The sequence below is a fragment of the Acetobacter malorum genome (genome assembly GCF_002153605.1).
Taxonomy (GTDB): Bacteria; Pseudomonadota; Alphaproteobacteria; order Acetobacterales; family Acetobacteraceae; genus Acetobacter; species Acetobacter malorum_A.
In genome coordinates this window covers 140,224-165,287 of the sequence record NZ_JOPG01000010.1, presented here as the reverse complement: position 1 = coordinate 165,287, position 25,064 = coordinate 140,224, and the positions used below count along the sequence as shown (strand labels likewise).

The window sequence follows — 25,064 nt, the reverse complement described above, 5'->3', positions numbered from 1 at the left end:
GGGGCCGGGTGTTCGTGGTCTGGACTGTCCCTTTGCCTTAAGCCGTTTCCGGCCCGTAGGCACCGCCCGTCCAGTCTCTACACCTTCCGGCTCTGTTGCCAGAGCGCGGCTTGGCTCGGGATCGGCACGGCAAAAGCTTGCCAGAGCGTTCCCCGAATTTGAGCGGATACACCATGGGGTTTCCCGTCATGGCGCCCAATTACCTTAGGAATCCTGTGCTCTATCCTGCTGAGCTACGCGGACACACTCTGCTGTCTATACTGAAAGCCCCCTGCCGGAGCAAGGGGAAGGGGCTTAGCGGCGGGATGCCATAACGGCCCGCGCCGCCAGTCCGGCCACATAGCGTTTGCAAAGCAAAGCATCTGGCGCGCCGGTCTGTTTGCAGGAGAGTTCAAGCGCCTGCGTTTCCTGCACGGCTTTGGTCAGGGCTGGCAGCGGCCAGAGTTCCACGGCCCGGTTAAAGCTGTTGGCACGCTTGAAGAAAACCGGCGGACGCAGGCCTTTAATGGCATCGCTGCGGCTGGCCCCATCCGCCATGGCGGCCCGCACACGCCGCAGGCGGTGCAGGTGGGAGAGAAAGGTGCGTGCAATGGCAATGGGGCTGATGCCTTCCGCCAGTGCGCGCTCAATGGCCAGATCCGCCTCGGTGCGGCGGCCTTCCGTTGCGGCAAAGGCGGCATCTTCTACGGAGACGCTACCCGCATCGCCAATGCAGGCATGCACATCGTCCAGCGAAAGCGTGCCGGTATCGCCCGCATACAGGGCCAGTTTTTCCACTTCGCTACGGGCCGCACCTCGGTCGGCCCCGAGCCGGCCCGTCAGCCAGTGCAGGGCGTCCTGATCGATCCGCACATTGTGGCTGGCCAGCATCTGGGTGATGGTGGCTTCCAGCGTGCGGCCTTCCTCTGGGTAGCAGCCAACGCTGGCGCAGTCCGGGCGTTTTTCCAGAAGAGCGCGAAGCTTGGAGCGAGAGGGCAGGCCCGGGGCTTCCAGCACCACCAGCGTATCGGTGTTCTGCTCCAGCACATGGGTCACGGCTTTGAGCAGCCCATCCCCGGCATCGCGCACGCGCACAGCACGGCGGCCACCCATCAGGGAAAAGGCTGTGGCTTCTTCTTCCAGCCTCTCGTGCGTTTCCTTGTCCAGCACAGCGACGCGGAACGGATCATCGACTGACCCGGCAACCTGTTTAACGGCATCCTGCGCCCGCTCACGGATCAGCCCGGTATCCTCGCCATGGAGCAGGATGACCCGCCATGCGCCGGGGTCCCGGGTGACGCGAGGCAGGCTGCGGGCATCAATCTTCATGGGGCTGTGTCCTGCCCGTGGCCGTTAGAGGCCGCCGGTCGGGCTGGGAGCGCCACGGCCTGTGGCCATATCCGGAATGGCGTCATCCCCTTCCTGCTCCATAGGCGCATCTTTTTCAGAATTCGGGATGGCGTTGGGCATGGGGTAGAACGCTTTGGGGCCCTGTATGCGCTTCTGTGCCGGCGTAGCCTGCGTACGGAACCACGTTGCCACTTGCTGGGTGACCTGATCCGCCAGCGTTTTTGCCACGCGGCCTGTCGCCGTCTCGTTGTTCAGAGTCTGAGCAAAATACTGTTCGTATGTCGCGGTATAGCCATCCAGCGCCGTGGCATCGCCCTGCGCCAGAACCTTGGGATACTGTTCCACAGTGTACAGCGTCCAGTGTGCATGGCCATTCATACGCACACGGCCCGAGGTGTTGTCCGAGTGAATATCAAGAGATTCGGAACTGATGGAGGGCTGGACGACCAGCGTGTAGCCGTCCGGATCTTCCGGCCCGTCACCTGCCATATTCTGTTGCAGGGCAAGACGCACCTGCTGGCCTACCCGTTCAGGGATATTGGCAACGTAGACGCGTTTGAGTTCCGCATTGATCTGCGGCGCGTCTTCACGCTCACCGTAAAGCGGCTGAAAGCCGCACCCGCCCAGCGCAAGAGGAGCCCCCAGCAGCAGAACTGCCAGAGAGCCATTCAGGAGAGTCTGCGTGAAGCGGGGTCTGGACATCAGCCTGCCGTTACAAAGTTGACGATACGGTTGGGCACGTGGATGCGTTTGACAATCCGCTTGCCTTCCAGCAGCCGCGCCACATTGGGCTCAGCCTCTGCGCGGGAAATGACTGTCGCACTGTCTTCATCCGGTGCGGCATCAATCTTGCCACGTAGTTTCCCCATAATCTGCACTGCCAGCGTAACCTGCGTTGCGGCCAGCAGGCTGGGGTCAGCTTCCGGCCAGGGCAGGTCTACTACCATGGTCTTGCCCGGCTCCAGCAGCGCGAACATTTCCTCCGCCAGATGCGGCATCATGGGGGCGCAAAGCTGGCAGAGGGCGCGGGCGGTTTCACGCCGGGCAAAGGCCATGCCGGGCAGGTCCGGCGTTTTTTCCGCATCGGCCAGAGCGGAGGTCAGCTCATGGATACGGGCCACAGCCACGTTGATGGTGAAGGTTTCCAGCGCTTCCGTCACCGCGGCAATGGTGCGGTGGGTGGCGCGGCGCAGCGCATCGGCCTGCGGGGCAATGTCTGCCGGACAAGCGTCCTGCGGGGGCACAGTCTCGGCCACTGTGCGCACAAGGCGGAACAGACGCTGCGCAAAGCGGGCCGCACCGGAAACACCGGCCTCTGTCCATTCCATGTCACGTTCCGGCGGGCTGTCAGACAGCACGAACCAGCGGGCCGTGTCGGAACCAAAGCGTTCGATAATGGCTTCGGGTGAGACCGTATTCCGCTTGGACTTGGACATTTTTTCCACGCGGCCAACAGTCACGGTTTCTCCGGTGTCACGCTTGACGGCGCCTTCCGGGCGGAGGTCCACTTCTTCCGGATACAGCCAGTTTCCGGCGGTGTCCTTGTAGCTTTCGTGGCTGACCATGCCCTGCGTGAACAGGCCGGCAAACGGTTCGCTCAGATCCAGATGGCCGGTCTTGCGCATGGCACGGGTAAAGAAGCGCGCATAGAGCAGGTGCAGAATGGCGTGCTCAATCCCGCCAATATACTGGTCGACGGCCAGCCAGCCATCAGCTGCCGCACGCACGGTCGGGGTGTCGGCATGCGGAGCCGTGAAGCGCGCAAAATACCAAGAGCTATCAACAAACGTATCAAACGTGTCGGTCTCACGCACCGCAGGCTTGCCGCATTTGGGGCAGTTCACGTGTTTCCATGTGGGGTGGTGGTCCAGCGGGTTGCCCGGTTTGTCGAACGTGACGTCTTCCGGCAGTTTAACCGGCAGTTGTGCGTCTGGCACAGCCACGGGGCCGCAATGGTCACAATGGATCACCGGGATAGGGCAGCCCCAGTAACGCTGGCGGGAAACACCCCAGTCCCGCAGACGCCAGTTGACGACGCCTTTGCCCACGCCCAGCTCTTCCAGACGGGTGATGGCTTCTTTACGGGCGTCCTCGGTGGTCAGACCATCCAGAAAACCGGAATTGATCATTGTGCCATCGCCGGTAAAGGCGTTTTTGGTGATGGCAAAGTCGGCCTGATCCTTGCCCTGCGGCAGGACAACCAGGGTGACCGGCAGGTTATATTTGTGCGCGAAGTCCAGATCGCGCTGGTCTCCGGAGGGGCAGCCGAACAGAGCGCCGGTGCCGTAATCCATCAGCACGAAATTGGCGATCCAGATTGGAAAGCTTTTATCCATGAACGGATGGTTGACGCGCAGGCCCGTATCAAAGCCGCGCTTTTCAGCCGTTTCCACAGCCTCGACCGAAGTGCCAAGGCGGCGGCATTCCGCGATGAAGTCAGCAGCCTCCTTGTTGCTCTGGGCAACATACGCGGCCAGCGGATGGTCCGGCGCGATTGCCAGAAAGGACATGCCGAACAGCGTATCCGGGCGCGTGGTAAAGACCTCGACCGCATTCAGATTGCTATCCAGACCCTGCGGCGGCTGATGCAGGGAGAAGGTGATGTGCGCCCCTTCTGAGCGGCCAATCCAGCGTTCCTGCATGACGCGCACGCGGTCCGGCCAGCGGTCCAGCGTTTTCAGGCCGTCCAGCAGGTCTTCCGCAAAATCGGTAATCTTGAGGAACCACTGGGAGAGCTTCTTTTTCTCGATCAGCGCACCGGAGCGCCAGCCGCGGCCGTCTACCACCTGCTCGTTGGCCAGAACAGTCTGGTCAATCGGGTCCCAGTTCACCCAGCTTTCCCGGCGTTCCACCAGCCCAGCCTGAAGGAAGTCCAGAAACAGTTTCTGCTGCTTGCCGTAATAGTCGGGCAGGCAGGTGGCGATTTCGCGGTCCCAGTTGAGGGAGAAACCAAGGCGCTGCAAGGTGGTGCGCATGGCGGCAATGTTTTTCAGCGTCCAGTCCTGCGGGTGCACGCCACGTTCCCGCGCTGCGTTTTCCGCCGGCAGGCCGAACGCATCCCACCCCATGGGGTGCAGGACAGCATAGCCACGGGCGCGTTTGTAACGCGCAACCACATCCCCCAGCGCATAGTTGCGCACATGGCCCATATGGAGCTGGCCGGACGGGTAGGGGAACATTTCCAGCACGTAGTATTTGGGCTTATCGGCCGGAGGAACATCCGGCACGGTGAACACACCGGCATCATCCCACGCCTTCTGCCACCGGGGCTCAACGCTCTGAAAATCGAAAGACGCCCCTGTGGAGGGCTGCGCCGGGGCGGTGGACGTGTTGGCAGGCTGTGTCATGGAACTCGCGCGCGTGAATTTTCAAATCAGGAAAAAACCGGCCCGCAAAGGGGCCGGAGACGGCAAAAAGCCGGGACGTCAGTCGTCCCGGTTGCCGTTATCGGCGCGCAGCTTACGTGCGCGGGAGAGAATGCGGGCCGCAATATCAGACGCCGTATTGGCGGCGGGCGGCGTGTCCACCCATTCCGTGCCCTGCTGGACCTGGCGGAAGACCGTCAGACGCAGCGCATCAGAGCGCAGGCGGCGGTCGAGGATGAACGCCGTCATTTTAAAGCGTTCACCGTGGGCTGCCGGCGGGGTGTACCAGTCTGTCAGGATAATGCCGCCTTCTGCATCCGCCGTGGCGACGGGCATGAAGGAGAGCGTATCCAGCGTGGCGCGCCAGAGATAGGCGTTTACGCCGCCTTTCAGCACATCTTCACCCCCGGATGCGCCCCGGTCTTCATGCAGAAGATGGTTGCGCGGGGCGGTCAGATCACTACTGGTGCGCGGGCCGCTGGAGCAGGCCGGCAGGACCAGAAGGCCGGAAAGGGCAACGCCAGCCAGCCAGAAAGCAGGCCGTGAGCCGCTGGAGGCAGAACCGGAAGCGGAAGGGCAGGGCATGGGACGACGTGGCATAATGTCGATACGGCTCCTTCGGCGGTGGGGCGCCGATGTTCCCCGGCCTGCCTGATGCGCAGGGTCAGGTCCGGTTCATGGTCGAATGGGTCTTGGTTCTCTTCATATCCTGTCGGGGCAATCCCGCCAAGCGTCTGCTTACGCTCTCTGCGGACAAGGGGCGGAGGGGGACTGCGTCGTCCTGCAGGAAGCCTCCCTTTTTTAAAGCGTCCGGCATACTCATTTGCCTGCTTATACTGCCCGGGAGCAGAGGCCGCTGCCAGCGCCGGGAGCAGAATGGCGGTGCGATTCGGGCTGAAAATCAGGAGAAATTATTGTTCTACAACCAGAATACAGGACAGTCCCTGCTGGCGAAGTTGCGAGCAGATGGGGCCTGTCTGTGTTGCTGAGAGGCCAGCCAGCCGTGTCCGCCAGATCTGGCGCCCATTCGTGGTGGGGATCAGTTCAATCCGGTTGACGGCACTCGCTAACCCGCCAGAAGAGTGTCTGGCCAGAGCGGCCGCCTGAAGAGCCCGTTCCTGCGTGGAAAATGCGCCAATCTGAATCATGGCATTTCCCCCCGTATCCTGTTGCCACACCGTAGTAGCCGCCGGGGCGGTATAGGATGCGGGTGTGACCACAGGGGTTGTTAAGGCCTGACCAGCGGCAGCAGTCCCGGTAGCGGAGGAGACAACAATATCTCCGTCTGATGTGTAGGGAGCTGGGGGAGCAAGGTCATCAGCAGGAAGCGGGGGAGCCGTTGCCGTTCCGACGGGGCTTACGGCTGGTGTGCTGGCAACCGCCACGGTGGCCGGAGCAGAGGCTGCAACGACGCGATAAGCTGGTGGGCTGGCCGGAACGGCGACCTGCTGAGGTATGGTCGCACTGGGGGCTGTGGCATACGCCATCTCGGTCGTGGTGGCGATGGCCGGAACCGGGTCATTCAGATGCGGGCTGACAGCGGCCAGATAGGTCCGCGCGTAGGAGGGCAGGCTTGTGCCGCGGCTCCGGTGGTTTTCCTCACACTGCGGGCCGCAGTTGTAAGCGGCCACAAAGCCCGGAGAGCCAAAACGGTCATATAGTTCGCGGATGTAGCCGCTGCCCGCCATGATGTTGTCATGCGGGTTGTACGGGTCCGATCCCAGATGGTAGCGTTTGGCCAGTTCTCTGTAGGTATCAGGCTTGATCTGCATCAGGCCGACCGCCCCGTGGATGGAGCGGATGGGCCGGCCATGCATATATTGGTGGCCGCCGGACTCCTGCTGCATGATGGCGCGAATCCATGACTGCGGGATGGAAAACCGTGTGGAGGCTTCCTGAATATAGGGCCCCCACGGGTTGAGCGCCGCACCGGGGGCGCGGTATGTTGAGCGTGTTGGCCCGGCACAGGCAGAGAGTGCTGCCAGCCCACCCAGAAACAGCGAGCAAAGCGTGCGTTTTCTCTTTTGTGCTGTTCCGGGGAGAAGAAAAGTCCGAACCATGCGCGCATGGTGCCTTTCCTGAAAGCCGGATGCAATCACAACCTGAGCAGATCGGGGCATTGCCGTGTGGAGAAGCACTCAGGGCTGAGTGCGTCAGGCAATCCGGCGCGTGGGTTGCCCATGGTTTTGGCCATCCGCGGACTGGCGGATGCCGGTCGTAATATCGTGCATCAGGTCCGGGTTGGTGCGCCGGATCTGGCCTGCCCGCAAGATGCTGGCAGCATCATTGCTGGGGGTGGTTGCCCATTCTTCCAGAAATTGGAGGTCTGAAAGGCTTTCGCGCCCATGGCGGCGCAGGGCGAGGCGGGCGGCGGTGGTACGAACTGTTGGAGCATGCTCCGTCTTCTTCAGCATAGTCTGGGTCCTGTTAGTCGTCTGAAACATGCGGCTGGCTGTTTTTCTCAGCGTGACCGCAAAGTTCGGACACAGCACCTTTTGCAGAAAGGGGACGTGCCGAAAGGGCCCTGATGGACCTGTTGTGGAGGCTCTAACGCACCAACACTATGTCATTTTAAAGGAAGCATCTGAAAATAAGATTAACAGGCGTGTCATAAGGTTTTGATTTTGGAAGACAGAGCAAAAAAAATCCCCACAAAAGTGGGGATTTTCCTAGGCTCTGGTTCGTGTGTTCGGGGCCGTTTATTTGGCCGCAACATCATCCGGCAGCGTGTAGGCAATAATATAGTCACCTACATCCGGAGAGTGGCTCATGCCACCGGCTGAGATCACTACATATTCCTTACCCGTTTTGGGGGAGCGGAAAATGAGGGGAGCGGCAACAGCGCCAACCGGCAGACGCTCACGCCAGACTTCCTTACCTGTGCCGGAATCCAGCGCACGCAGATAATAGTCCTGTGTGCCAGCAAAGAAGACCAGACCGGATGCTGTGGAAGTCGGGCCACCCAGAGTAGGCATACCCATAGGAACCGGCAGGTGGGTTTTGATTCCCATCGGGCCGAGATCCTGTGTTGTGCCCATGGGCACCTGCCACAGCAGTTTCTTGGTATGCAGATCAATGGCGCTCATGGTGCCGAAGGGCGGCGTGTTGCAGGGCACCTGCAGCGGAGACTGAAGAATATCAATGCGCACACCAGCATAAGAACCAGCTACCTGCGGGCGCATGGTGCCCATAAAGCCCGGTACTTCGTCCGTTGCGACCTTATACTTCTTGGCTTCTTCAAGGTTCACCAGGGACATACGCAGGGGCATGCGCATGTCATTTACAAACATGACGCCACGGGCTTCATCAATAGAGATGCCCCCCCAGTTCATGCCACCCAGCAGGCTGGGCCATTCGATATAGGGTTTTTCACCCGGCGGCGTGAACGGACCTTCATAAACCGAATCCTTGAACATGATGCGGCAATAAAGCTGGTCAAACGTGCTGACGCCCCACATGGAGCTTTCCGTCAGCGGGTCAGCCCCAATGGTGGGCATGCCAACAGAGAACGGCTGAGTGGGGGAGAGGTGTTCGCCCTGTGCTGCGGGCGAGGTGGCAACGCGGCGTTCCTGAACTTCCGTCACCGGCGTGCCGGTGCGGCGGTCAAGAACAAAGATATGTCCGGTCTTGGTTGTCTGGATCAGCGCCGGGACTTTTTCACCCTGAGCGTTGGTCACATCATACAGAACCGGCTGAGACGGCAGGTCATAATCCCAGACGTCGTGATGAACTGTCTGGAAGACCCACTTTGTTTTGCCGGTAGAGGCATCCACCGCCACAACAGCAGCGCCAAATTTTTCTTTGGCAACCGTCCGGTCTCCACCCCAGTAGTCAGGCGGTCCATTGCCGGTGGGCAGATAGACGAGATTCAGCTCTTTATCATAGGTCGGGACGGTCCAGACGTTGGGGGTTTCCAGCGTGTAGGTCTGATCTTCCGCAGGAGCGCCGGTGTTTTCCGGATCACCAACATTCCAGGCCCAGACCAGAGCCCCGGTCCTTACATCGTAAGCCCGGACAACGCCGGAGGGTTCACCGTGAACAATATCACGCACCCAGCCGCCAATAACCGCAACATGACCCATAACAACAGGGATGGAGGTGGGGTGATAGCGTTTGCCACCAGCAGCCGGCCCCATCTGTTTTTTCAGGTCTACAACACCGTTTTCACCAAACCCGGAGCACTCCGCACCCGTATGGGCATCCAGTGCAATAAAGCGGGCATCCACGGTGGAAACCAGAATACGCTGATGGCACATCGGCGCAGCCTCATCCGCGGCTTTGTCTTCAGCGGTCAGGCTCGCATCTTTTGTGGCATCGTAATAGCCAACGCCACGGCAGGTAACATGCTCAGCCGAATGCGCTTTGGGGTCGAATTTCCAGATTTCTTTCCCGGTATCCGCTTCCAGAGCCGTAATCAGGTTTTCCGGTGTGCAGGAATACAGGACATTGCCAATCTGCTGCGGCGTGTTTTCATCAACCCCGGCACCCGGACCATGGGTTCTTCTGCCCGTATGATAAACCCAGGCGACTTTCAGCTTGCTGACATTGTCTGGTGTGATCTGGGTGTATGGTGCGTAACGCGTACCCTGAGCATTGCGCCCAAAGAATTCCCAATCCTCCGGTGCGTCAGACTTACCAGCCAGAGCAACCTGCGGATTGGCTGACGCTGCATTTGGGTTGCTGATCTGCCCGTGGGGGAAGAAGGCTTCTACGAGTGTCACCAGCAAACAGCCGACAAGACCAAGGCCACCAAAAACACTGCCTCGCCGGAGGGATGAGGGCGTAGCCGGGAACGTCGCAACGGCCCACAGATTGAGGGCGAAGAGAATGGCTGGCACAACCAGACGCGGCAATAGGGCCCAGTAGCCAATTTCCGGTGTGTCACACAGTGCCCAGATAAAGGTGGCGGCGAAAACAACCGCAGACACGATCAGGGTAGAAGGGTGCTTCAGAAAAACCAGAATGGCCAGAGCACAATACGCGATCCCGGCCAGCAGGTAATACGCTGAGCCGCCGAGCATCAGAAGCTTTACGCCACCGTAAGCAAGCGCCAGCCCGGCAGCAAGGCTGATGACAGAAAAGATGGCACGATAAATGCCACCTAGCGGAGAATGGTGATCTACGGGTTGACCGTCACCCATGCTATCACTCCAGTATTGAAATCGTCCTGACAGCAGGGTGCCGGGCCGAGGTTACGACTAAATCCAGATACACTGGCTTCTGATAAGAGATTTTTCCCCGCAAGGTGTCTTTTGAGGGAAAGAGTCTGTCATCATTGCTTCCAGAGGAGCGGAAAATGCTCTGTGTCCAATATGTCTGGTTCTGTCAAGAAGGTGTTTGGATAAAATCTCTATAAAAACGGTGAATTTTCATAAAACTTACTAAGGTTGAGGGGCGTCGCTCTTCTAAAGAGAGCTTTGATACCAAAAGGCAGGTTCTGTTCCTGCGTCATACGACAGGCTGAGCCGGAGCGTTTCTGGCGTCTCTCCCCGTAATAAAGGCGCTCTTGTGCCCTTCATTCGAGGTAACGTTCCGGTGAGAGGTCACGCTTTTTAGCAGAATGGTCATCTGGAAACAGGTGCGGATCTTGTTTTGTAAAAAGAAATGCAACTCCTTGATAAGGTTAAATTTTTCTATGAAATATCAGCAAGCCAGAATGTTAATTCTTAAGGGTATCTATATAGAAAAAATATGGAAGATCCATCTTTCATATATTGGACATTGGGTGCTTTTCAGCGCCTTAAAGAGTTCATGCACAGCAACACTAAAACGCGATGGTTTCAAGGCGTCTTACTCTATCGTTCTTGATGCGTCTCTTTGGTTAGGTAAGGAAGAGTCTGGAGTAACAGTACGATATTCTTGTTTATAATATCTAACGTTTTCTGTTTTTCCTTTAGGATTTCTGGAGACTGGCCAGCCGCTTCTTGCTGTGTGTTCTACAGTAAAATCTCAAAAAACACCGTAAAAATTACAAAATTACTTTATATTTATTTTCTATGCTTATAACATGTAACGGTTTTGTGTTTTTTATACTGTTCTTTTTTTAAAGACCTCTGAACAAAACATGCTATCGCATTTTGTCCTTTTCCGGGTGGGAGAGGATATTCCTGGCGGAAGGCGGACCCTGATGTGTCAGAGTCCGTTTTAAAAATTGTTGGATTTTGAAATGCGTGATCTGAATTGGAGAGTTCTGTTGAAAAGCGTCTCTCTTGTTGGGTCAGAACTCCAGCTTTCCACGCTTTAACCGGGCACTTTCTGGCCAGAGTGCTGAAACTTATCCATGGTCAGATGATGTATCGCAAATTCTGCAACAGATTCCCTGTGTTCAAACCGTCTTTTGCTTTGAAGGGGGGTACGCTTGCAGGAAGCCTGTTGCTCACTCTCTCTTCCGGTGTCGCTCATGCCCAGGACGCCAATGTCTTATCGTCTCCGACCAAAAAAACCGTTTATGTCGATGTCCTTTCCGGAACACCGTCTCAGGATGACCCATCCCAACCGGATGCCCGTGTGCTTGTGCGACCAAAAAACTCTCCGCTCCCGGCAAGTGGTGTGCCCGTGGCACCCTGGCCCGGTCTGGCGACAATGGATGTTCCCAGTGTTGATGAATATCAAAGCGCCAGGACCTTCCATAAACTGGAGCTGGATGATCTGACGGGAAAAGAAGGACCGTCCTGGCTTCTTCCCTCAGAAGTGGATGCCCAGCGCCGCACGGATATGGATGACCCCTATTATGTTCCCACCGCCGGGAGCGGCCATCTTGTTCCTCTGATTATGCCATTTAGAGAAAGGCTACAGAAAAAAGGCTTTGTTTTCTCCTTTACGTATAAGGGAGAAGCCATGGCCAATATCCACGGCGGTATGCAGCGCGGCATGGATTATGTGCATGAGCTGACCTTGCAGATGAACTTTGATCTGGGAAAGCTGGCCGGCTGGAACGGGTGGTCTATCCATACTCTGCTTATGAACCGTGCCGGACGGGAGGTGTCTCATGATCGGGTTGGGGATTATTATGTAAACCTCATGGAAGTTTATGGACTTTCCGGGCATGTCGTGGCCCATCTGGTCGATTTCTATGCGGAGAAAAAGTTTCTTCAGAACCGCATGGATATCACGTTCGGCCGTATGTCTCTGACGCATGTTTTTGCAACATCGCCGCTTATTTGTTCTTTTATGGTAACCTGCTCGGCACCTGTGGCTTTGAAGGTTGATCCGGGATTTGCCGTTTACCCAAAAGCCACATGGGGTAGCCGTGTGCGCTTTCGCCCCACGCGGGATACCATGGTGCAACTGGGGGCGTATCAGGTCAGCCCGCTTGCTGATAACCCCAGCGGGTGGGCGTGGGGGAGTGAAAACACCACGGGCCTGATGTTGCCAATAGAGTTCACATGGCAACCCTTCCTGACGCGAAACCGCCTGCCAGGACATTATGTTTTTGGGTATGCGCATGATACGTCGCGCTATCCGGACGTTCTGGGAACGTCTCCGGCCAACAAGGTGGTGGCTGCGGGCCGCCTGCATAGTGCCCCAATGGATATGTTCTGGTTTGAAGGTGACCAGATGATTTACCGAAAAGGCGGCCGCAATCAGATGGCCGGCGGGTACCTCATGGCGGGGTATATTCATAACACGCCGCATGTCTCCTCTATCTCTGATGAAGCCTATGGAGGACTGTCCTTCAATGGTGTCATTCCGGGTCGTCTGACGGACAGGCTGGGAATTTTATATTCCTGGTACCACGTCAGTCACCGCAAGGAGCTTGGGCAAATATATGCGCGGGATGCCGGTCTTTCTCTGGGCGCTCAGGTTCTGGCACCGCAGACGGACTCTCACGTTATTGAAGCCTATTACGCAATCGATGCCGTTCCCGGTGTTCTGGTTCAACCCGAATTTCAATATATGATACGTCCGGGTGAAACCTCTCGCAGGCCAGATGCCGCGCTGGTAGGGTTAAAAGTGATTGCTAATCTGTGAGGCGCTTTTCTTAGCGCCCGCTTTTTTTCTGCACGATATGCGCGCCCAGAGATTCCAGCGCCTCCTTCAAGGGGCTGTCTTCCATATCCGGCAGATGGCATGGGCGGGTGGCGGCTTTAGGCGTGCGGCGAGCGGTAATGCGTTGTCCGGCTGCCGGGTCCTGCACAAAACGCAGACGCGCCACCAGAGCCTGTCCGCACCATGTATTGATGCGCGCAATCAGGGCATCGCTCAGATGCTGGAGCTCCATGGCGACCGGCCCGGCGCACGCAATACTCAGGGTGCCGGCAGACAATTTGCGGGGCGTGGTGACGGCGGCATGCGCCGGGCCGACAATATCAGCCCAGTCCGTAAAAAGCTGCACGCCTGCCGGGGAGCGTTTCTTGAAAGCCGGTGCTGTAACATTGGGCAGCAGGGCGGCCAGACTGCGGGCCGTCATCGCCCGGCGCGGCGGCGGGGGCGGCGTTTGCGCTTTTTGGGTCGTGGCAGTTTTGCGCCCTGTTGTCTTGCCGGAGGCACTCTCCTTCGTCATAACACTCTCCGTGAAAAAGCCATCCGCCCGATCCCTGCTCGACTGGTATGACAGACATCGCCGCACTCTGCCATGGCGTGCCGAGGTCGATCAGCATGCTGACCCATATCATGTCTGGCTGAGCGAGATCATGCTTCAGCAGACAACGGTCAAGGCTGTTGGTCCATATTATCATCGTTTTCTGGAAAAATTCCCCACCGTGCAGGCTTTGGCGGCGGCGGACCGCGATGATGTGCTCTCCGCATGGGCTGGGCTGGGCTATTACTCCCGCGCCAGAAACCTGCATGCCTGCGCGCAACAGGTTGTGGCACTGGGGGGCTTTCCACAGGATGTGGCTGGTCTGCGCGCTCTGCCGGGTGTGGGGGCGTATACAGCAGCGGCAGTGGCAGCCATTGCGTTTGGCGTGCCGGTGGTGCCGGTGGATGGCAATGTGGAGCGTATCACGTCCCGTCTGTTTGCGGTGGAAGAGCCGCTACCGGCGGCCCGCAAAACGCTGGCGAAGCTGGCTGAGGGGTTGAACGGGTGCCCGGAAGCACAGGCGCGTCCTTCCGATTTTGCGCAGGCGTTGTTTGATCTGGGCGCGTCCCTGTGTTCGCCGCGGTCTCCGGCCTGCGGTCTGTGCCCCTGGCGGGAGAACTGTGCCGCGCAAAAAGCCGGCATTGCTGCCACCCTGCCGCGCAAGGCCCCCAAGGTGGCGCGGCCTGTGCGTTATGGCGCGCATTTTCTGGCGGTGGATGCGGCGGAGCAGGTGCTGTTGCGGAAAAGGCCGGAAACCGGGCTACTGGCAGCCATGACGGAACTTCCCGGCACGGACTGGCGTTTGGAGCCCTGGTCAGAGGCCGGGGCGTTGGAGCAGGCTCCCTGCAAGGCCTCCTGGCAGGCCTGTGGTGTGGTGCGGCATGTGTTTACGCATTTCACGCTTGAGGTCACAGTTTACGCTGCACGGGTGCAGCATTTTTCCAATCAGGCTGTGCAGTCGGGTTTTCTGGCGCCAGTTGGCAGCGTGGCCGGGCTTTCCTTACCCTCCGTCATGCTCAAATGCATAAAACTGGGGCTTAAAGCTCTGTAAGAGGTTTCATGGTCTTCCACCACATTCCCCCCCGTAAACAGCCCAACGGTAAAGCGCGGCATGAAGGTCGTCCGGGTATTCTGCTGCTCAATCTGGGCACCCCGGATGATACGGGGTATCGGGCCGTGCGGCGGTATCTGTCCGAATTCCTTTCGGACAGACGGGTGATTGAAGGCTCCCCGGTGCTCTGGCAGCCCATCCTGCAAGGCGTGGTGCTGACGGTCCGCCCCGGCAAGAGCGGCAAAGCCTATGAGCGCATCTGGGACAAAGAGAAAAATGAAAGCCCCCTGCGTGGTTACACGCGCGGGCAGGCCGAGGGGCTGCACGCCCGGTTTGCGGCTGACAACGTGCCGGTCGCCTGGGCCATGCGCTATGGCTCGCCGTCCGTTGAGGCCGGGGTGCGTGAACTGCTGGAACATGGGTGTGACCGTATTCTGGCCGTGCCGCTCTATCCGCAATACAGCGCTACCACGACCGCGACCGCGAATGATCAGTTGTTCCGTTTTCTGATGACGCTCCGTAATCAGCCCGCTCTTCGCACGCTGCCGGCGTTCCCGGATGATCCGACTTATATTGAGGCTTTGGCAAGTTCCGTTCGTAAGACAATGGCCACACTGGATACGCCGCCGCAAATGCTGGTGGCCTCGTTCCACGGTCTGCCTCAGGAGTATGTGGACAAGGGGGATTCCTACCTTGCGGACTGTCAGCGGACCGTAAAAGCTCTGCGTGAGGCATTGGGGATGGATGAGGCTACGCTGCCGCTTACCTTCCAGTCCCGCTTTGGCCCCACCAAATGGCTAGAGCCTTACACGGCGCCGTTTATTGCAGGCCTGCCGGAAAAAGACGTGAAGCGCATTGCTGTTATCACGCCCGGCTTCATGACGGATTGTATTGAAACGCTGGATGAAATTGGCAACGAGGTCTGTGAAGACTTCATCAAGGCAGGTGGGGAGGAATTCACCCTCATCCCCTGCCTGAATGATAGTGTAGAAGCCATTGACGTGCTGGAACAGCTCACCCGGCAGGAACTGGCAGGCTGGCTGTAAGAGGCAGCGTTATCCTGCTGTCTGCCGTGGTGGCTTGATCACGGGTCGGTCTGTTTTAACAGGATACAGGCACGGATCACTGGCCGCACAACGCCAGCATTCGGGTTTGCGGGCTTTGCACACGTAGCGGCCCTGCAAGATCAGCCAGTGGTGGGAATCGCGGATCATCTCTTTGGGGATGCGCCGTTCAAGAGCGGCTTCCACCGCTTCCACTGTTTTGCCGCGCCCCAGTCCCGTGCGGTTGGCCAGCCGGAAGACATGGGTATCCACCGGCACCGTAGGCTGATGGAAGGCGACATTCAGCACCACATTGGCGGTCTTACGACCCACCCCGGCCAGTGCTTCCAGCTCTTCCCGCGTGCCGGGCACTTCGCCTTTGTGGCGTTCCAGAAGCTGGCGGGAAAGCTCCACCACATTTTTCGCCTTGTTACGCCACAGGCCGATGGTGCGGATCAGTTCCCCCACGCCGTCTTCTCCCAGCGCCACCATGGCCGCCGGATTGGGGGCTGCGGCAAACAGAGCCGGGGTTACACGGTTGACGGAGGCATCCGTTGCCTGTGCGGAGAGCACGACGGCAATCAGCAGCGTGAACGGTGTGCTGTAATGCAGTTCCGTTTCCGCATCCGGCCAGGCGCGCTCAAGGTCCGTAAGAAACTGCACAATTTCCGGCTTCGTCATGTCACGGGGAGCCGTCGTCTTGCTGTCTGCTGCGGTGGAGGGGGCAGGCTTTGCGGCCTTTGCCGTCTTGCGTCCGGCAGCGGAGGATTTTGGGGGCTGACCCTCTGCCTTGGCAGGGGTGCGTGTCTGTCTGGCCATGGCAAACTCTACCGCGTGCGGGGCGTTGGCGTCTATCTCCGGTTAGCCGGAATCGAGCCGCGGTAAGAGTCAGACTGTTTGCTAAAAATGAGGCCGCACGATACAGACACAGAACCAGACCTCAGCCGAGGTTCGCTGTTTTCTCCCTTTTTTCGGATTGTTCTGATGAGTACCTCCTCTTCCGATACGGGTCGTGCCGTACGGGGGCCAAACCTGTTTGTCGATGTTCTGAAGTTTGTCATGCGACGGTGGATGGAATTCCCCCGCCCGCTGACCGTCACAGTTGCCGGGGTGATGTTTGCCACCCTGCTGGATGTGCTGATGCCGGTTCTGGCAGGGCGTCTGGTGTCCGACGTGGCGCAGCCTGCCGCAGAATCCAGCCTGATCCGGGATGCCTTATGGATGCTCGCCGGTATGGCCGCCTGTGGCGTGGGCAATGTGCTGGGCAAGCGTGCGGCGTATCTGGGCATTACGCATCTGAGCACGCAGGTAATGCAGAAAATTGTCGGGCAGGCCTTTGCGCATGTGCAGCGGCTCTCCACGGACTGGCATGCCAATACCTTTGCGGGTTCCACCGTGCGGCGGCTGACGCGTGGCATGTGGGCCGTGGACATGCTGGATGACACACTGCTGCTGATGCTTATTCCAGAAGCCTGTCTGCTGGTGCTCACCACACTGGTGCTGGCATGGCACTGGCTGCTTATGGGTGTGCTGCTGGGTGTGCTTTCGGCGGTGTTTATCACCTGCTCCTGCCTGCTCACGCTGCGGTATGTGGCACCTTCGGCCCGTGAGGCTAACCAGTGGGATAGCAAGATGGGCGCGGCGTTAGCGGATGCCATCACCTGCAACGCCGTAGTGAAAGCCTTTGGCGCAGAAGAGCGGGAAGAAAGCCGGCTGATGCAGGTTGTGTCTGAATGGAAGAAGCAGACCTGCCACACCTGGACGCGTGGCACCAACAGCGCCAGCATTCAGAACCTGATGGTGACGGCCATGCGCGTCATCCTGTCCGGTGCTGCTGTCTGGCTGTGGCTGGACGGCAAGGCGGGGCCCGGGGATCTGGCCTATGTGCTGACCATGACGTTTCTGGTGCAGGGCTATCTGCGGGACATCGGCCAGCAGGTGTCCGTCGTGCAGCGCTCTGTGAATGAAATGGAAGAGCTGATTGAGCTGTGGCGGACTGAACCGGGTGTGAAAGATCTGCCCGTTGTGCAGCCGTTTACCATTCGGGACGGGGAAATCCGGTTCGAGCATGTGTCCTTCCAGTATCCCGGTCAGACACGGCCTATTTTTACAGACCTCAGTCTGACGATTGCGCCCGGCAGCCGCGTGGGGCTGGTGGGGCCGTCCGGGTCTGGTAAATCGACCTTCACCAAGCTGCTACAGCGGCTTTATCCGCTCAATGGTGGCCGGATTCTGATTGATGGCGTGGATATCGCCACGGTCAGCCAGTCTCGCCTGCGGTCGGAAATTGCCATTGTGCAGCAGGAGCCAACTCTGTTCCATCGCAGTCTGGCGGACAATATTGCCTACGGTCGCCCGGATGCCACACAGGCGGAAATTGAAGAAGCCGCCCGTCTGGCCAATGCGTCCGACTTTATTGCGCGCCTGCCTGATGGGTATCAGACGTTGGTGGGGGAACGGGGTGTTAAGCTCTCTGGCGGTGAGCGCCAGCGTGTGGCCATCGCCCGCGCCTTTTTGGCCGATAACCCCATTCTGGTGCTGGATGAAGCCACGGCCAGCCTTGATTCAGAATCTGAATCTCTGGTGCAGGACGCCATGCAACGCCTGATGGAAGGCCGCACGGTAATTGTCATTGCGCACCGTCTGGCTACGGTGGTCGATCTGGACCGTATTCTGGTGTTTGAGCGCGGGCAGGTGGTGGAAGACGCCCCCCATGCGGAACTGGTGCAGAAGCCGGATGGCCTGTATCGCAGGCTCTATAATCTTCAGTCCCTGTAACAGAAACTTTCCGGGGCAGGGCGCGTTGGCTCCTTGCTTTGGTTTGCCTTGCTGAAGAAGCAGGGAAGGTGCGGCCCAGAGGTGGCACTCTGTTGCAGGATGAGCACACATCGGGAATAATACGACGAAATACGCGCCTCCCCTAATTGCACATCAATAAGAGTGTTATACATAAACACGCAATATATGTGTTTATTAAACATGTGCTTGGGAGCGTTCTGCTGTGCGCAAAGGTTTTTCGTCAGAGACTATTATTCGGGTCCGTTCAGCACAGGGACACGCATCGGTCTGTGGCCGTGGGTTTTCCTCTGCTCTGCTGGCCGCCACCTTGCTGTCCGGCTTTGCCGGAGGGGAGGCGTTTGCGGCGGAGGGAGAGGCATCCGGAAAAACCGTAAAACATGCAGCCGCCCAGTCTGTGCCGCATAAAGCCACGGCGCAGGCCGCTCGCCCAGCTGCGGTGCATCCTGCCGCTGGCCCGGTGACTTCTGGCACAGCCACAACCGCTGCGCCCGCTACGCTGACGCCGCAGCAGGTGCGCACGCTGCGTGGAACCGTTGCGGCGCCCGGACCGGTTGCTGCAGAGGGCGAAGAGTCCGTGATTGTTACCGGCACGCGTGAGACAGGCGGCCGCAAGGCACGCGAGAGTCTTTCTCCCATTGATGTCGTCTCGGCCAAACAGTTGAACCAGACTGGCCAGCCCAACCTGCGGGAAGCACTCGCCCAGCTTCTGCCGTCGCTCACCATGCCGACCGGCGGGTTTGATAGTGGCGCGCTGACGGACTCCATCAGTCTGCGCGGCCTGAACCCGAATGAAACACTGGTGCTGGTGGACGGAAAACGTCGCCACACCACAGCCAATATCTATGCTGACCCCGGCCCGCAGCAGGGGTCTACGGCTGTGGATATCGACATGATTCCCATGGCCGCCATTGACCATGTGGAAGTGCTGCGTGACGGGGCGTCCGCCCAGTATGGGTCAGACGCCGTGGCGGGGGTGGTGAACATCATCCTCAAAAAGCAGGATCACGGGTTCCATGCGGAATCCATCTCCGGCATTACCGCGGCCAAGGATGGCTTCCAGCAGGGCGTGTATCTGGATGGGGGCGCGCAGCTCGGCAGCCGTGGTTTTGTGCATGTGAGCGGCGATTTTTATCATACCGACCACACCTTCCGCAGTGCGCCAGATGCCCGCACCGGCCAGAAAAACAATTACGTGCTGGGCCAGCCGGAACAAACGCGTGAAAGCGTTGCCATTAAAGCCGGGTATGATCTGACGGACAGCATCCAGCTTTACGGTACGGGCACATACGCGCACCGGCATGCGGAATCCTACCAGAATTATCGTCTGGCCAGTTCTCTGGCGAACTATCCCGGTTATGCGGCCATTTATCCGGGTGGCTACTCGCCTCTGGAAACGATCGAAGAAAATGATTTCGAGCTGACGGCCGGTGTCAAAGGAAAACTCGCTGGCTGGAACTGGGATCTTTCTACAGTTTACGGGCGCGATTTTGACAATATCGGTCTGACCAACTCCGCCAACCTGGCTCTTGAGAAAGACACAGGCCGCACGCCGACAAATTTTGACGTGCAGGGCTTTAACAACTCCCAGTGGAGCAACAATTTCGACCTCTCGCGCAAGTTCAGGTTCTCCGGCTGGCCGCATGAGATCAATGTCGCAGGCGGGGCATCCTACCGGTATGAAAGCTATTCCATAGGCACGGGGGATGCAGACTCTTTATATGGCAGCGGGTCCGATGCCATGGCGGGAACCAACCCCGGCAATGCAGGCAACTTCAGCCGTGATGTTGTGGCTGGATATATCGATGTTTCCACACATCTGACACGCCACTGGCAGGTGGATCTTGCTGGCCGCTACGAGCATTATACGGATGTGGGGGATACGGAAACCGGTAAGGTTTCCACCCGCTATGAGGTCTCTCCACGTCTGGCTTTCCGTGCGACCATCTCCAATGGCTTCCATGCGCCGACACTGGCACAGGAACATTATAGTGCGCTGGCCATTTCTCCCACGGCAGCACGTGGCCTGATTGCCGTGAATTCTCCGGGTGCACTGGCTAACGGGGCTTCCCCGCTCAAGCCGGAACGCTCCACGAACGTCAGCGGCGGGATTGTCATGGAGCCGTTCCGCAAACTGCATGTGACAGTCGATGTGTATCAGATCAACCTGCGCGACCAGATCATGCCCGGCGGGCAGGTTTACGGTCAGCAGGCCGCGACGGCGCTCACCATGAACGGCTTTAGCCTGCCAAGTGATGTGAACACATGGAGTGCGTCTTCTCTGTCCACGCATTGGTTTGCCAACGTGGCCAGTACCCGCACACAGGGACTGGACCTGACGGCGACCTACCCGACCCAGCTGGGCACTATTGGGCGTATTGACTGGGATGTGGCGATCAACCTTAACCGCACCCGTCTGTCCCATCAGGGGACAGATGCTCAGGGTAATCCGCTGATGAATGCGCAGAGTATTGCGTATCTCACCACAGCTTATCCGCGCAGCAAGATGATTTTTGGTGGCCGCTTTACCAGCGGAAAGTGGACAGTGGGTGTGCATGAAATCCGGTACGGCCAGACCACATCTCAGCTCACCTATTATGGGGGTGCCGGGAACACCAGCTCTCTGTCCAGCACAAACTTCCTACAGTTCCATAATACGCCGAAATTTATCACCAATCTGGAAGTGACTTACCGCGTGCATCCCAGACTGGCGCTCACGCTGGGCGGCAATAACCTGTTTGACGCTCGTCCCAGCCGCGTGCCGGATAACAACCGCTATCTGGGGGCACCGCAATATTACATGAGCACGTCCCAGCTTGGCATGAATGGCGGCTTTTATTACCTGCGGGGTGATATCAACTTCTGATCCCGTCAGGGGGATTTTTTGAGTGTGCTGCAAGTTTGTTCAGTCGGCTTGCAGCGGATGCTTTCAGCGCGTGAGGCATCCAGATTTCTTATAAAAAATGCCTGTGCATCATGGAGGAAACCCCATTGTGCACAGGCATTTTTTTATGCTGCTTATTGAAGGCTGAAAGTGGATCAGCTCATGCTGGCGAGAGCCTCAAACAGACGGGCGATGGCTTCTGCGCCGGGGTCGGGGATATTGGCCAGCTTGGCGTCCGGCACATAGGAGGCGCGGCCTGCGTTGGCGTGCGTCATGCGTTTGGTGGCATCAGCCCCTTCACGGGCGGCCTGTGCTGCGTCTTTCAGTGCGCCGCCAGCAGCCAGAACTGTAAAAGCCGGGTGCAGGGCATCAATCATGGTGCGGTCTCCCGGTTTGGCTCCGCCATGCTGCTGCATGGTGGTCAGGCCTTCCAGCAGGGCCCCGGCCCATGTGTCCGTGCTGCGACCGGCGGCGGAGAACATGATGGAGAGCAGCACACCACTGGACCCACCGGCATGGCGAGCCAGAATAGCGCCGAACGTGGCAAATAGTTCCTGAGGGTTTGCCAGTGGCAGGCGATCAACCGTTTTCAGAATTTCCTGAGCGCCTTCTGCAAAGGTAGAGCCGGCATCCCCATCGCCAATCTGGGCATCCAGAGCATTCAGGGCTTCCGCATTACTAATCAGTGTTTTGGCAGCGTGCCGGATGAGCGCTTCAATTTTGGGGGATGCAGAGGGCGGGAAACGAAATGTCTCCGGCAGGGCCGGGAGAGGGCGCACGGTGGGGGCTGCAAACGGGGTAGCCCCCGGCCAGGCCCACGGTTCCACCGGTGCGGTCAGGGCGGCAAGAATATCTGCGCTCAGCGGAACGGCTGTGAGCGAGAAGCCGTTCATGTCGAGTGCCGTCATCATGGGAGCCGGGCCGATAATCAGATCTGTATTTTTGGCCAGATCAGTTTTGGCAAAGGCGTTGAGCAGCAACGTCATTTCAATGGGTGGCACGCTGCCCAGCATGTTCAGAAGCAGAGCGTAGCGTTCGTGTTTGCCTGAGGCATTTTTGGCGGGCAGGGCTTTGGCAAGTGTGTCTGCGGCCAGCGCCATCAGCGTGTCCGCCTGTGCCAGCGTAATCTGCTGCGCGCCCGGTTCCCCGTGAATGCCCAAACCCAATTCGGCCTGCTCCGCTGTCAGGCGGGTGGTATGGGCCGGGTCATAGGCATTGCAGTCGGTCAGCGAGAGGCCAATGGAGGACATCTGGGCAGCGGCAGCGCGGGCCCGTTCGGCCACACGCGCCAGAGGTTCACCCTGACTGGCGGCATAGCCAGCAATTTTATGCGCCAGAACGGTGCCTGCCAGACCACGGGCAAAGCGGTTGTCGGGCAGGGCAATATCATCCCCCACCACAACGGTTTCGACCTGATACCCCATGCTGCGGGCCTGCTCAGCGGCCAGCGCAAAATTCAGGCGGTCCCCCGTATAGCTTTTGATAACCAGAAGGCAGCCAGCCTTGCCGGTTACGGCCAGAATACCCGCCAGAATGGCGTCCACGCTGGGGGAGGCGAAGAGCGAGCCGCACACGGCCGCATCCAGCATGCCAGCGCCAACAAACCCGGCATGGGTTGGCTCATGCCCGGCCCCGCCGCCGGAAATAACCGCGACGTGCTCCGGGTTACGCTCTTTTCTCAGCACAACGCGAATATCGGGATACCCATCCAGCCGGCACAGATGTTGCCCCATGGAAGAGCGCAGCAGGCCATCCAGAGAGTCTGTTACGAGAGTTTCGCGTGTGTTGAAAAAACGCTTCATAGAAAACCGGTCCTGCCGTTGTGCCAAAAAACAAGGACTAAAATTCTAATCCTTTGAAAATTTTTTGAAAGGCAAGTGCTGGTGATTTCTCAGGGTTTATGAATTTTTCAAGGCGTGGCGCAAAGTATAGGAGGGAATGCGCCTTTTTAGTGGGCAATATTTTCAGGAATTCTGCATTGGCGCAGGGGGATTTGAACCGAATATGGTCCTGGAGAAGATCAGAACTTCAGGGGGTGATAATGAATTCTATTCATTACTGTCGGGCCTCCCCCTCTGCGTAGGGTGCAAAAGGGGAGGGAAAAGAACAGCTTTATTCCGCAGGCACGTACACGTTGCCGCCTGCTTTGCGGAACTCTTCGTTCTTCTGCTCAATGCCGGCCATCCGGGCGGCATCTTCCTTCAGATCCTGACTGATCCGCATGGAACAGAATTTCGGACCGCACATGGAGCAGAAATGCGCGGCTTTATGAGCTTCCTTCGGCATGGTTTCATCATGATACGCGCAGGCCGTATCCGGATCGAGTGACAGATTGAACTGGTCCTGCCAGCGGAAGGAGAAGCGGGCGCGGCTGAGCGCATCATCCCGCAGCTTTGCTCCGGGGTGGCCTTTTGCAAGGTCTGCCGCATGGGCGGCAATGCGGTAGGTAATCACACCGGTTTTCACATCATTCCGGTCTGGCAGACCCAGATGCTCTTTGGGGGTGACGTAGCAGAGCATGGCGGTGCCAAACCAGCCGATCATGGCGGCCCCAATGGCTGAGGTAATGTGGTCGTAACCCGGTGCGATATCGGTCGTCAGCGGGCCAAGCGTGTAGAACGGGGCTTCGCCACAGTCGCGCAGCTGCTTGTCCATGTTCTCCTTGATCTTGTGCATGGGCACATGGCCCGGCCCTTCGATCATCACCTGACAGCCTTTGGCCCAGGCAATCTGGGTCAGCTCGCCCAGCGTTTCCAGTTCAGCAAACTGTGCGGCGTCATTCGCATCGGCAATGCTGCCGGGGCGCAGGCCATCTCCCAGAGAGAAGGAGACATCATACGTGCGCATGATGTCGCAAATCTCTTCAAAATGCTCATACAGAAAGCTCTCGCGGTGGCCGTTCAGACACCAGCTGGCCATGATGGAGCCGCCGCGGGAGACAATGCCGGTCACGCGGTTTGCGGTCAGCGGCACATGCTGGAGGCGCACACCGGCATGGATGGTGAAGTAATCCACCCCCTGTTCCGCCTGCTCAATCAGCGTATCCCGGAAGACTTCCCAGCTCAGCTTGCTGACTTCACCGCCCACTTTCTCAAGAGCCTGATAAAGCGGCACGGTGCCAATGGGAGTGGGAGCGTTCCGCAGAATCCAGTCACGAATGTTGTGAATGTTACGGCCCGTGGAAAGGTCCATCACCGTGTCCGCACCCCAGCGGATGGACCAGACCAGTTTTTCCACCTCTTCCGCTGCGGAGGACGTGACGGCAGAGTTGCCGATATTGGCATTCACTTTCACAAGGAAGTTGCGGCCAATAATAACCGGTTCCAGTTCCGGGTGATTGATGTTTGCGGGAATAATGGCGCGGCCACGGGCAATTTCGTCCCGCACAAATTCCGGTGTCACAAAGGTCGGCATGGCGGCATCAAAAGAGTTACCGTCCGCGAGTTGCGCTGCGGCATCCTCGGCAGCTTTCAGGCGGCCCAGATTTTCACGGTGTGCCACATAAATCATCTCTTCCGTGATGATCCCGGCTTTTGCGAATTCATACTGCGTGACTGGCTTGCCAGCCTGCCCCTGCAACACGGTATGCGGGGCAGGACAGGGGGCGACAAGCTGCTCACCCTGTGCGTTGCCATTATCTTCCGGTTTGACCGCACGCGGGGTGGCCTGCACCAGATTACGGTTGGCAAGCCATGCGGCGCGCGGTTTGGGCAGGCCGGCGCGAACATCAATCTCCGCTCCGTCATCCGTGTAGGGGCCGGACGTGTCATACACGCGCAATGGCGGCTCGTTGGCGGATGGGTCCAGCATGATCTCACGGAACGGTACGCGGATATCCGGGCGCGCTTCCGGGCTGGAATAGATTTTTCTGGAGCCGCGAATGGGGCCGGTTGTCACCTGCCCGGGGGCTGGTGCAGCGGTATTTGCGGGTTTCGGGTTGCCCGTGACGGTCTGTGTGGCCGTCTTGATGGTGTCAGTTTGGGTCACAGCGTTCTCCTCTGCCCAGAGGAGGACAGAGGCCGGAAGCGGACTGCTACAGGGAGAACCGGTGTACGGTCCTGCAGCGGTGAGCATC

General features: G+C 58.6%; 16 protein-coding genes. 5 read left to right on the top strand and 11 right to left on the bottom strand.

The genetic code is table 11. From position 1 onward, the window contains the following. Positions 1–294: 294 nt before the first annotated feature. The 7 genes from holA to HK23_RS05740 form a co-directional block, all read right to left on the bottom strand. Complete coding sequence (gene holA / locus HK23_RS05770; protein WP_086653221.1) at positions 295–1,308, bottom strand: DNA polymerase III subunit delta; 1,014 nt, start codon at positions 1,306–1,308, stop codon at positions 295–297. A gap of 24 nt (positions 1,309–1,332) precedes the next feature. After that, entirely contained in the window at positions 1,333–2,031 is a 699-nt protein-coding gene (gene lptE / locus HK23_RS05765) for an LPS assembly lipoprotein LptE (RefSeq protein ID WP_063906936.1), read from the bottom strand. After that, entirely contained in the window at positions 2,031–4,676 is a 2,646-nt protein-coding gene (gene leuS, locus HK23_RS05760; protein ID WP_086653220.1) for a leucine--tRNA ligase, read from the bottom strand. Before leuS ends, lptE begins: the two co-directional genes overlap by 1 nt. A gap of 78 nt (positions 4,677–4,754) precedes the next feature. Next, the gene (locus tag HK23_RS05755; protein ID WP_086653219.1) at positions 4,755–5,294 is read right to left on the bottom strand and encodes a DUF3576 domain-containing protein; all 540 of its coding nucleotides are present in this window, start codon (positions 5,292–5,294) and stop codon (positions 4,755–4,757) included. Between the two features lie 311 nt (positions 5,295–5,605). After that, positions 5,606–6,754 (bottom strand): lytic transglycosylase domain-containing protein, encoded by a 1,149-nt coding sequence (locus HK23_RS05750; protein ID WP_086653218.1) that lies wholly within the window; start codon positions 6,752–6,754, stop codon positions 5,606–5,608. A 93-nt stretch (positions 6,755–6,847) separates the two neighbouring features. Further along, complete coding sequence (locus tag HK23_RS05745; protein WP_086653217.1) at positions 6,848–7,108, bottom strand: hypothetical protein; 261 nt, start codon at positions 7,106–7,108, stop codon at positions 6,848–6,850. Between the two features lie 285 nt (positions 7,109–7,393). Next, positions 7,394–9,835, bottom strand: a complete 2,442-nt coding sequence (locus HK23_RS05740; protein WP_086653216.1) for a membrane-bound PQQ-dependent dehydrogenase, glucose/quinate/shikimate family — start codon at positions 9,833–9,835, stop codon at positions 7,394–7,396. A gap of 1,231 nt (positions 9,836–11,066) precedes the next feature. On the opposite strand from HK23_RS05740, the gene HK23_RS05735 reads away from it, so the two are divergent. Beyond that, positions 11,067–12,665 (top strand): carbohydrate porin, encoded by a 1,599-nt coding sequence (locus tag HK23_RS05735; RefSeq protein WP_256940085.1) that lies wholly within the window; start codon positions 11,067–11,069, stop codon positions 12,663–12,665. A 10-nt stretch (positions 12,666–12,675) separates the two neighbouring features. On the opposite strand, the gene HK23_RS05730 is transcribed toward HK23_RS05735, so the two are convergent. Then, positions 12,676–13,197, bottom strand: coding sequence for a DUF721 domain-containing protein (locus HK23_RS05730; RefSeq protein WP_086653215.1), 522 nt, complete (start codon positions 13,195–13,197; stop codon positions 12,676–12,678). A 10-nt stretch (positions 13,198–13,207) separates the two neighbouring features. On the opposite strand from HK23_RS05730, the gene mutY reads away from it, so the two are divergent. After that, positions 13,208–14,266 (top strand): A/G-specific adenine glycosylase, encoded by a 1,059-nt coding sequence (gene mutY, locus HK23_RS05725; RefSeq protein ID WP_086653214.1) that lies wholly within the window; start codon positions 13,208–13,210, stop codon positions 14,264–14,266. A gap of 8 nt (positions 14,267–14,274) precedes the next feature. Further along, on the top strand, positions 14,275–15,312 hold the full coding sequence (gene hemH, locus HK23_RS05720) for a ferrochelatase (RefSeq protein WP_086653213.1): 1,038 nt from the start codon (positions 14,275–14,277) through the stop codon (positions 15,310–15,312). 9 nt (positions 15,313–15,321) lie between these two features. Here the strand turns inward: hemH and nth are convergent, their stop codons facing one another. Beyond that, on the bottom strand, positions 15,322–16,128 hold the full coding sequence (gene nth, locus HK23_RS05715) for an endonuclease III (protein ID WP_086653212.1): 807 nt from the start codon (positions 16,126–16,128) through the stop codon (positions 15,322–15,324). Positions 16,129–16,293: 165 nt separating this feature from the next. Here nth and HK23_RS05710 point away from each other — a divergent pair, with 165 nt between their 5' ends. Both HK23_RS05710 and HK23_RS05705 read left to right on the top strand, forming a co-directional pair. After that, positions 16,294–18,087: an ABC transporter ATP-binding protein gene (locus HK23_RS05710; protein WP_086653246.1), complete on the top strand. Its 1,794-nt coding sequence runs from the start codon at positions 16,294–16,296 to the stop codon at positions 18,085–18,087. A 415-nt stretch (positions 18,088–18,502) separates the two neighbouring features. Next, the gene (locus tag HK23_RS05705) at positions 18,503–20,971 is read left to right on the top strand and encodes a TonB-dependent receptor plug domain-containing protein (RefSeq protein WP_179193814.1); all 2,469 of its coding nucleotides are present in this window, start codon (positions 18,503–18,505) and stop codon (positions 20,969–20,971) included. A 173-nt stretch (positions 20,972–21,144) separates the two neighbouring features. On the opposite strand, the gene HK23_RS05700 is transcribed toward HK23_RS05705, so the two are convergent. Together HK23_RS05700 and thiC are read right to left on the bottom strand one after the other, a co-directional pair. Beyond that, positions 21,145–22,791 (bottom strand): dihydroxyacetone kinase subunit DhaK, encoded by a 1,647-nt coding sequence (locus HK23_RS05700; protein WP_086653211.1) that lies wholly within the window; start codon positions 22,789–22,791, stop codon positions 21,145–21,147. A gap of 310 nt (positions 22,792–23,101) precedes the next feature. Beyond that, complete coding sequence (thiC, locus tag HK23_RS05695; protein ID WP_306300680.1) at positions 23,102–24,958, bottom strand: phosphomethylpyrimidine synthase ThiC; 1,857 nt, start codon at positions 24,956–24,958, stop codon at positions 23,102–23,104. Between the last annotated feature and the right edge of the window lie 106 nt (positions 24,959–25,064).

Coding starts and splice junctions, on each gene's coding strand:
- HK23_RS05710 (WP_086653246.1), top strand. CDS start 16,294: ATGAGTACCTCCTCTTCCGATACGGGTCGTGCCGTACGGGGGCCAAAC.
- HK23_RS05750 (WP_086653218.1), bottom strand. CDS start 6,754: ATGGTTCGGACTTTTCTTCTCCCCGGAACAGCACAAAAGAGAAAACGC.
- leuS (WP_086653220.1), bottom strand. CDS start 4,676: ATGACACAGCCTGCCAACACGTCCACCGCCCCGGCGCAGCCCTCCACA.
- lptE (WP_063906936.1), bottom strand. CDS start 2,031: ATGTCCAGACCCCGCTTCACGCAGACTCTCCTGAATGGCTCTCTGGCA.
- hemH (WP_086653213.1), top strand. CDS start 14,275: ATGGTCTTCCACCACATTCCCCCCCGTAAACAGCCCAACGGTAAAGCG.
- HK23_RS05745 (WP_086653217.1), bottom strand. CDS start 7,108: ATGCTGAAGAAGACGGAGCATGCTCCAACAGTTCGTACCACCGCCGCC.
- HK23_RS05700 (WP_086653211.1), bottom strand. CDS start 22,791: ATGAAGCGTTTTTTCAACACACGCGAAACTCTCGTAACAGACTCTCTG.
- nth (WP_086653212.1), bottom strand. CDS start 16,128: ATGGCCAGACAGACACGCACCCCTGCCAAGGCAGAGGGTCAGCCCCCA.
- HK23_RS05730 (WP_086653215.1), bottom strand. CDS start 13,197: ATGACGAAGGAGAGTGCCTCCGGCAAGACAACAGGGCGCAAAACTGCC.
- HK23_RS05740 (WP_086653216.1), bottom strand. CDS start 9,835: ATGGGTGACGGTCAACCCGTAGATCACCATTCTCCGCTAGGTGGCATT.
- holA (WP_086653221.1), bottom strand. CDS start 1,308: ATGAAGATTGATGCCCGCAGCCTGCCTCGCGTCACCCGGGACCCCGGC.
- HK23_RS05755 (WP_086653219.1), bottom strand. CDS start 5,294: ATGCCACGTCGTCCCATGCCCTGCCCTTCCGCTTCCGGTTCTGCCTCC.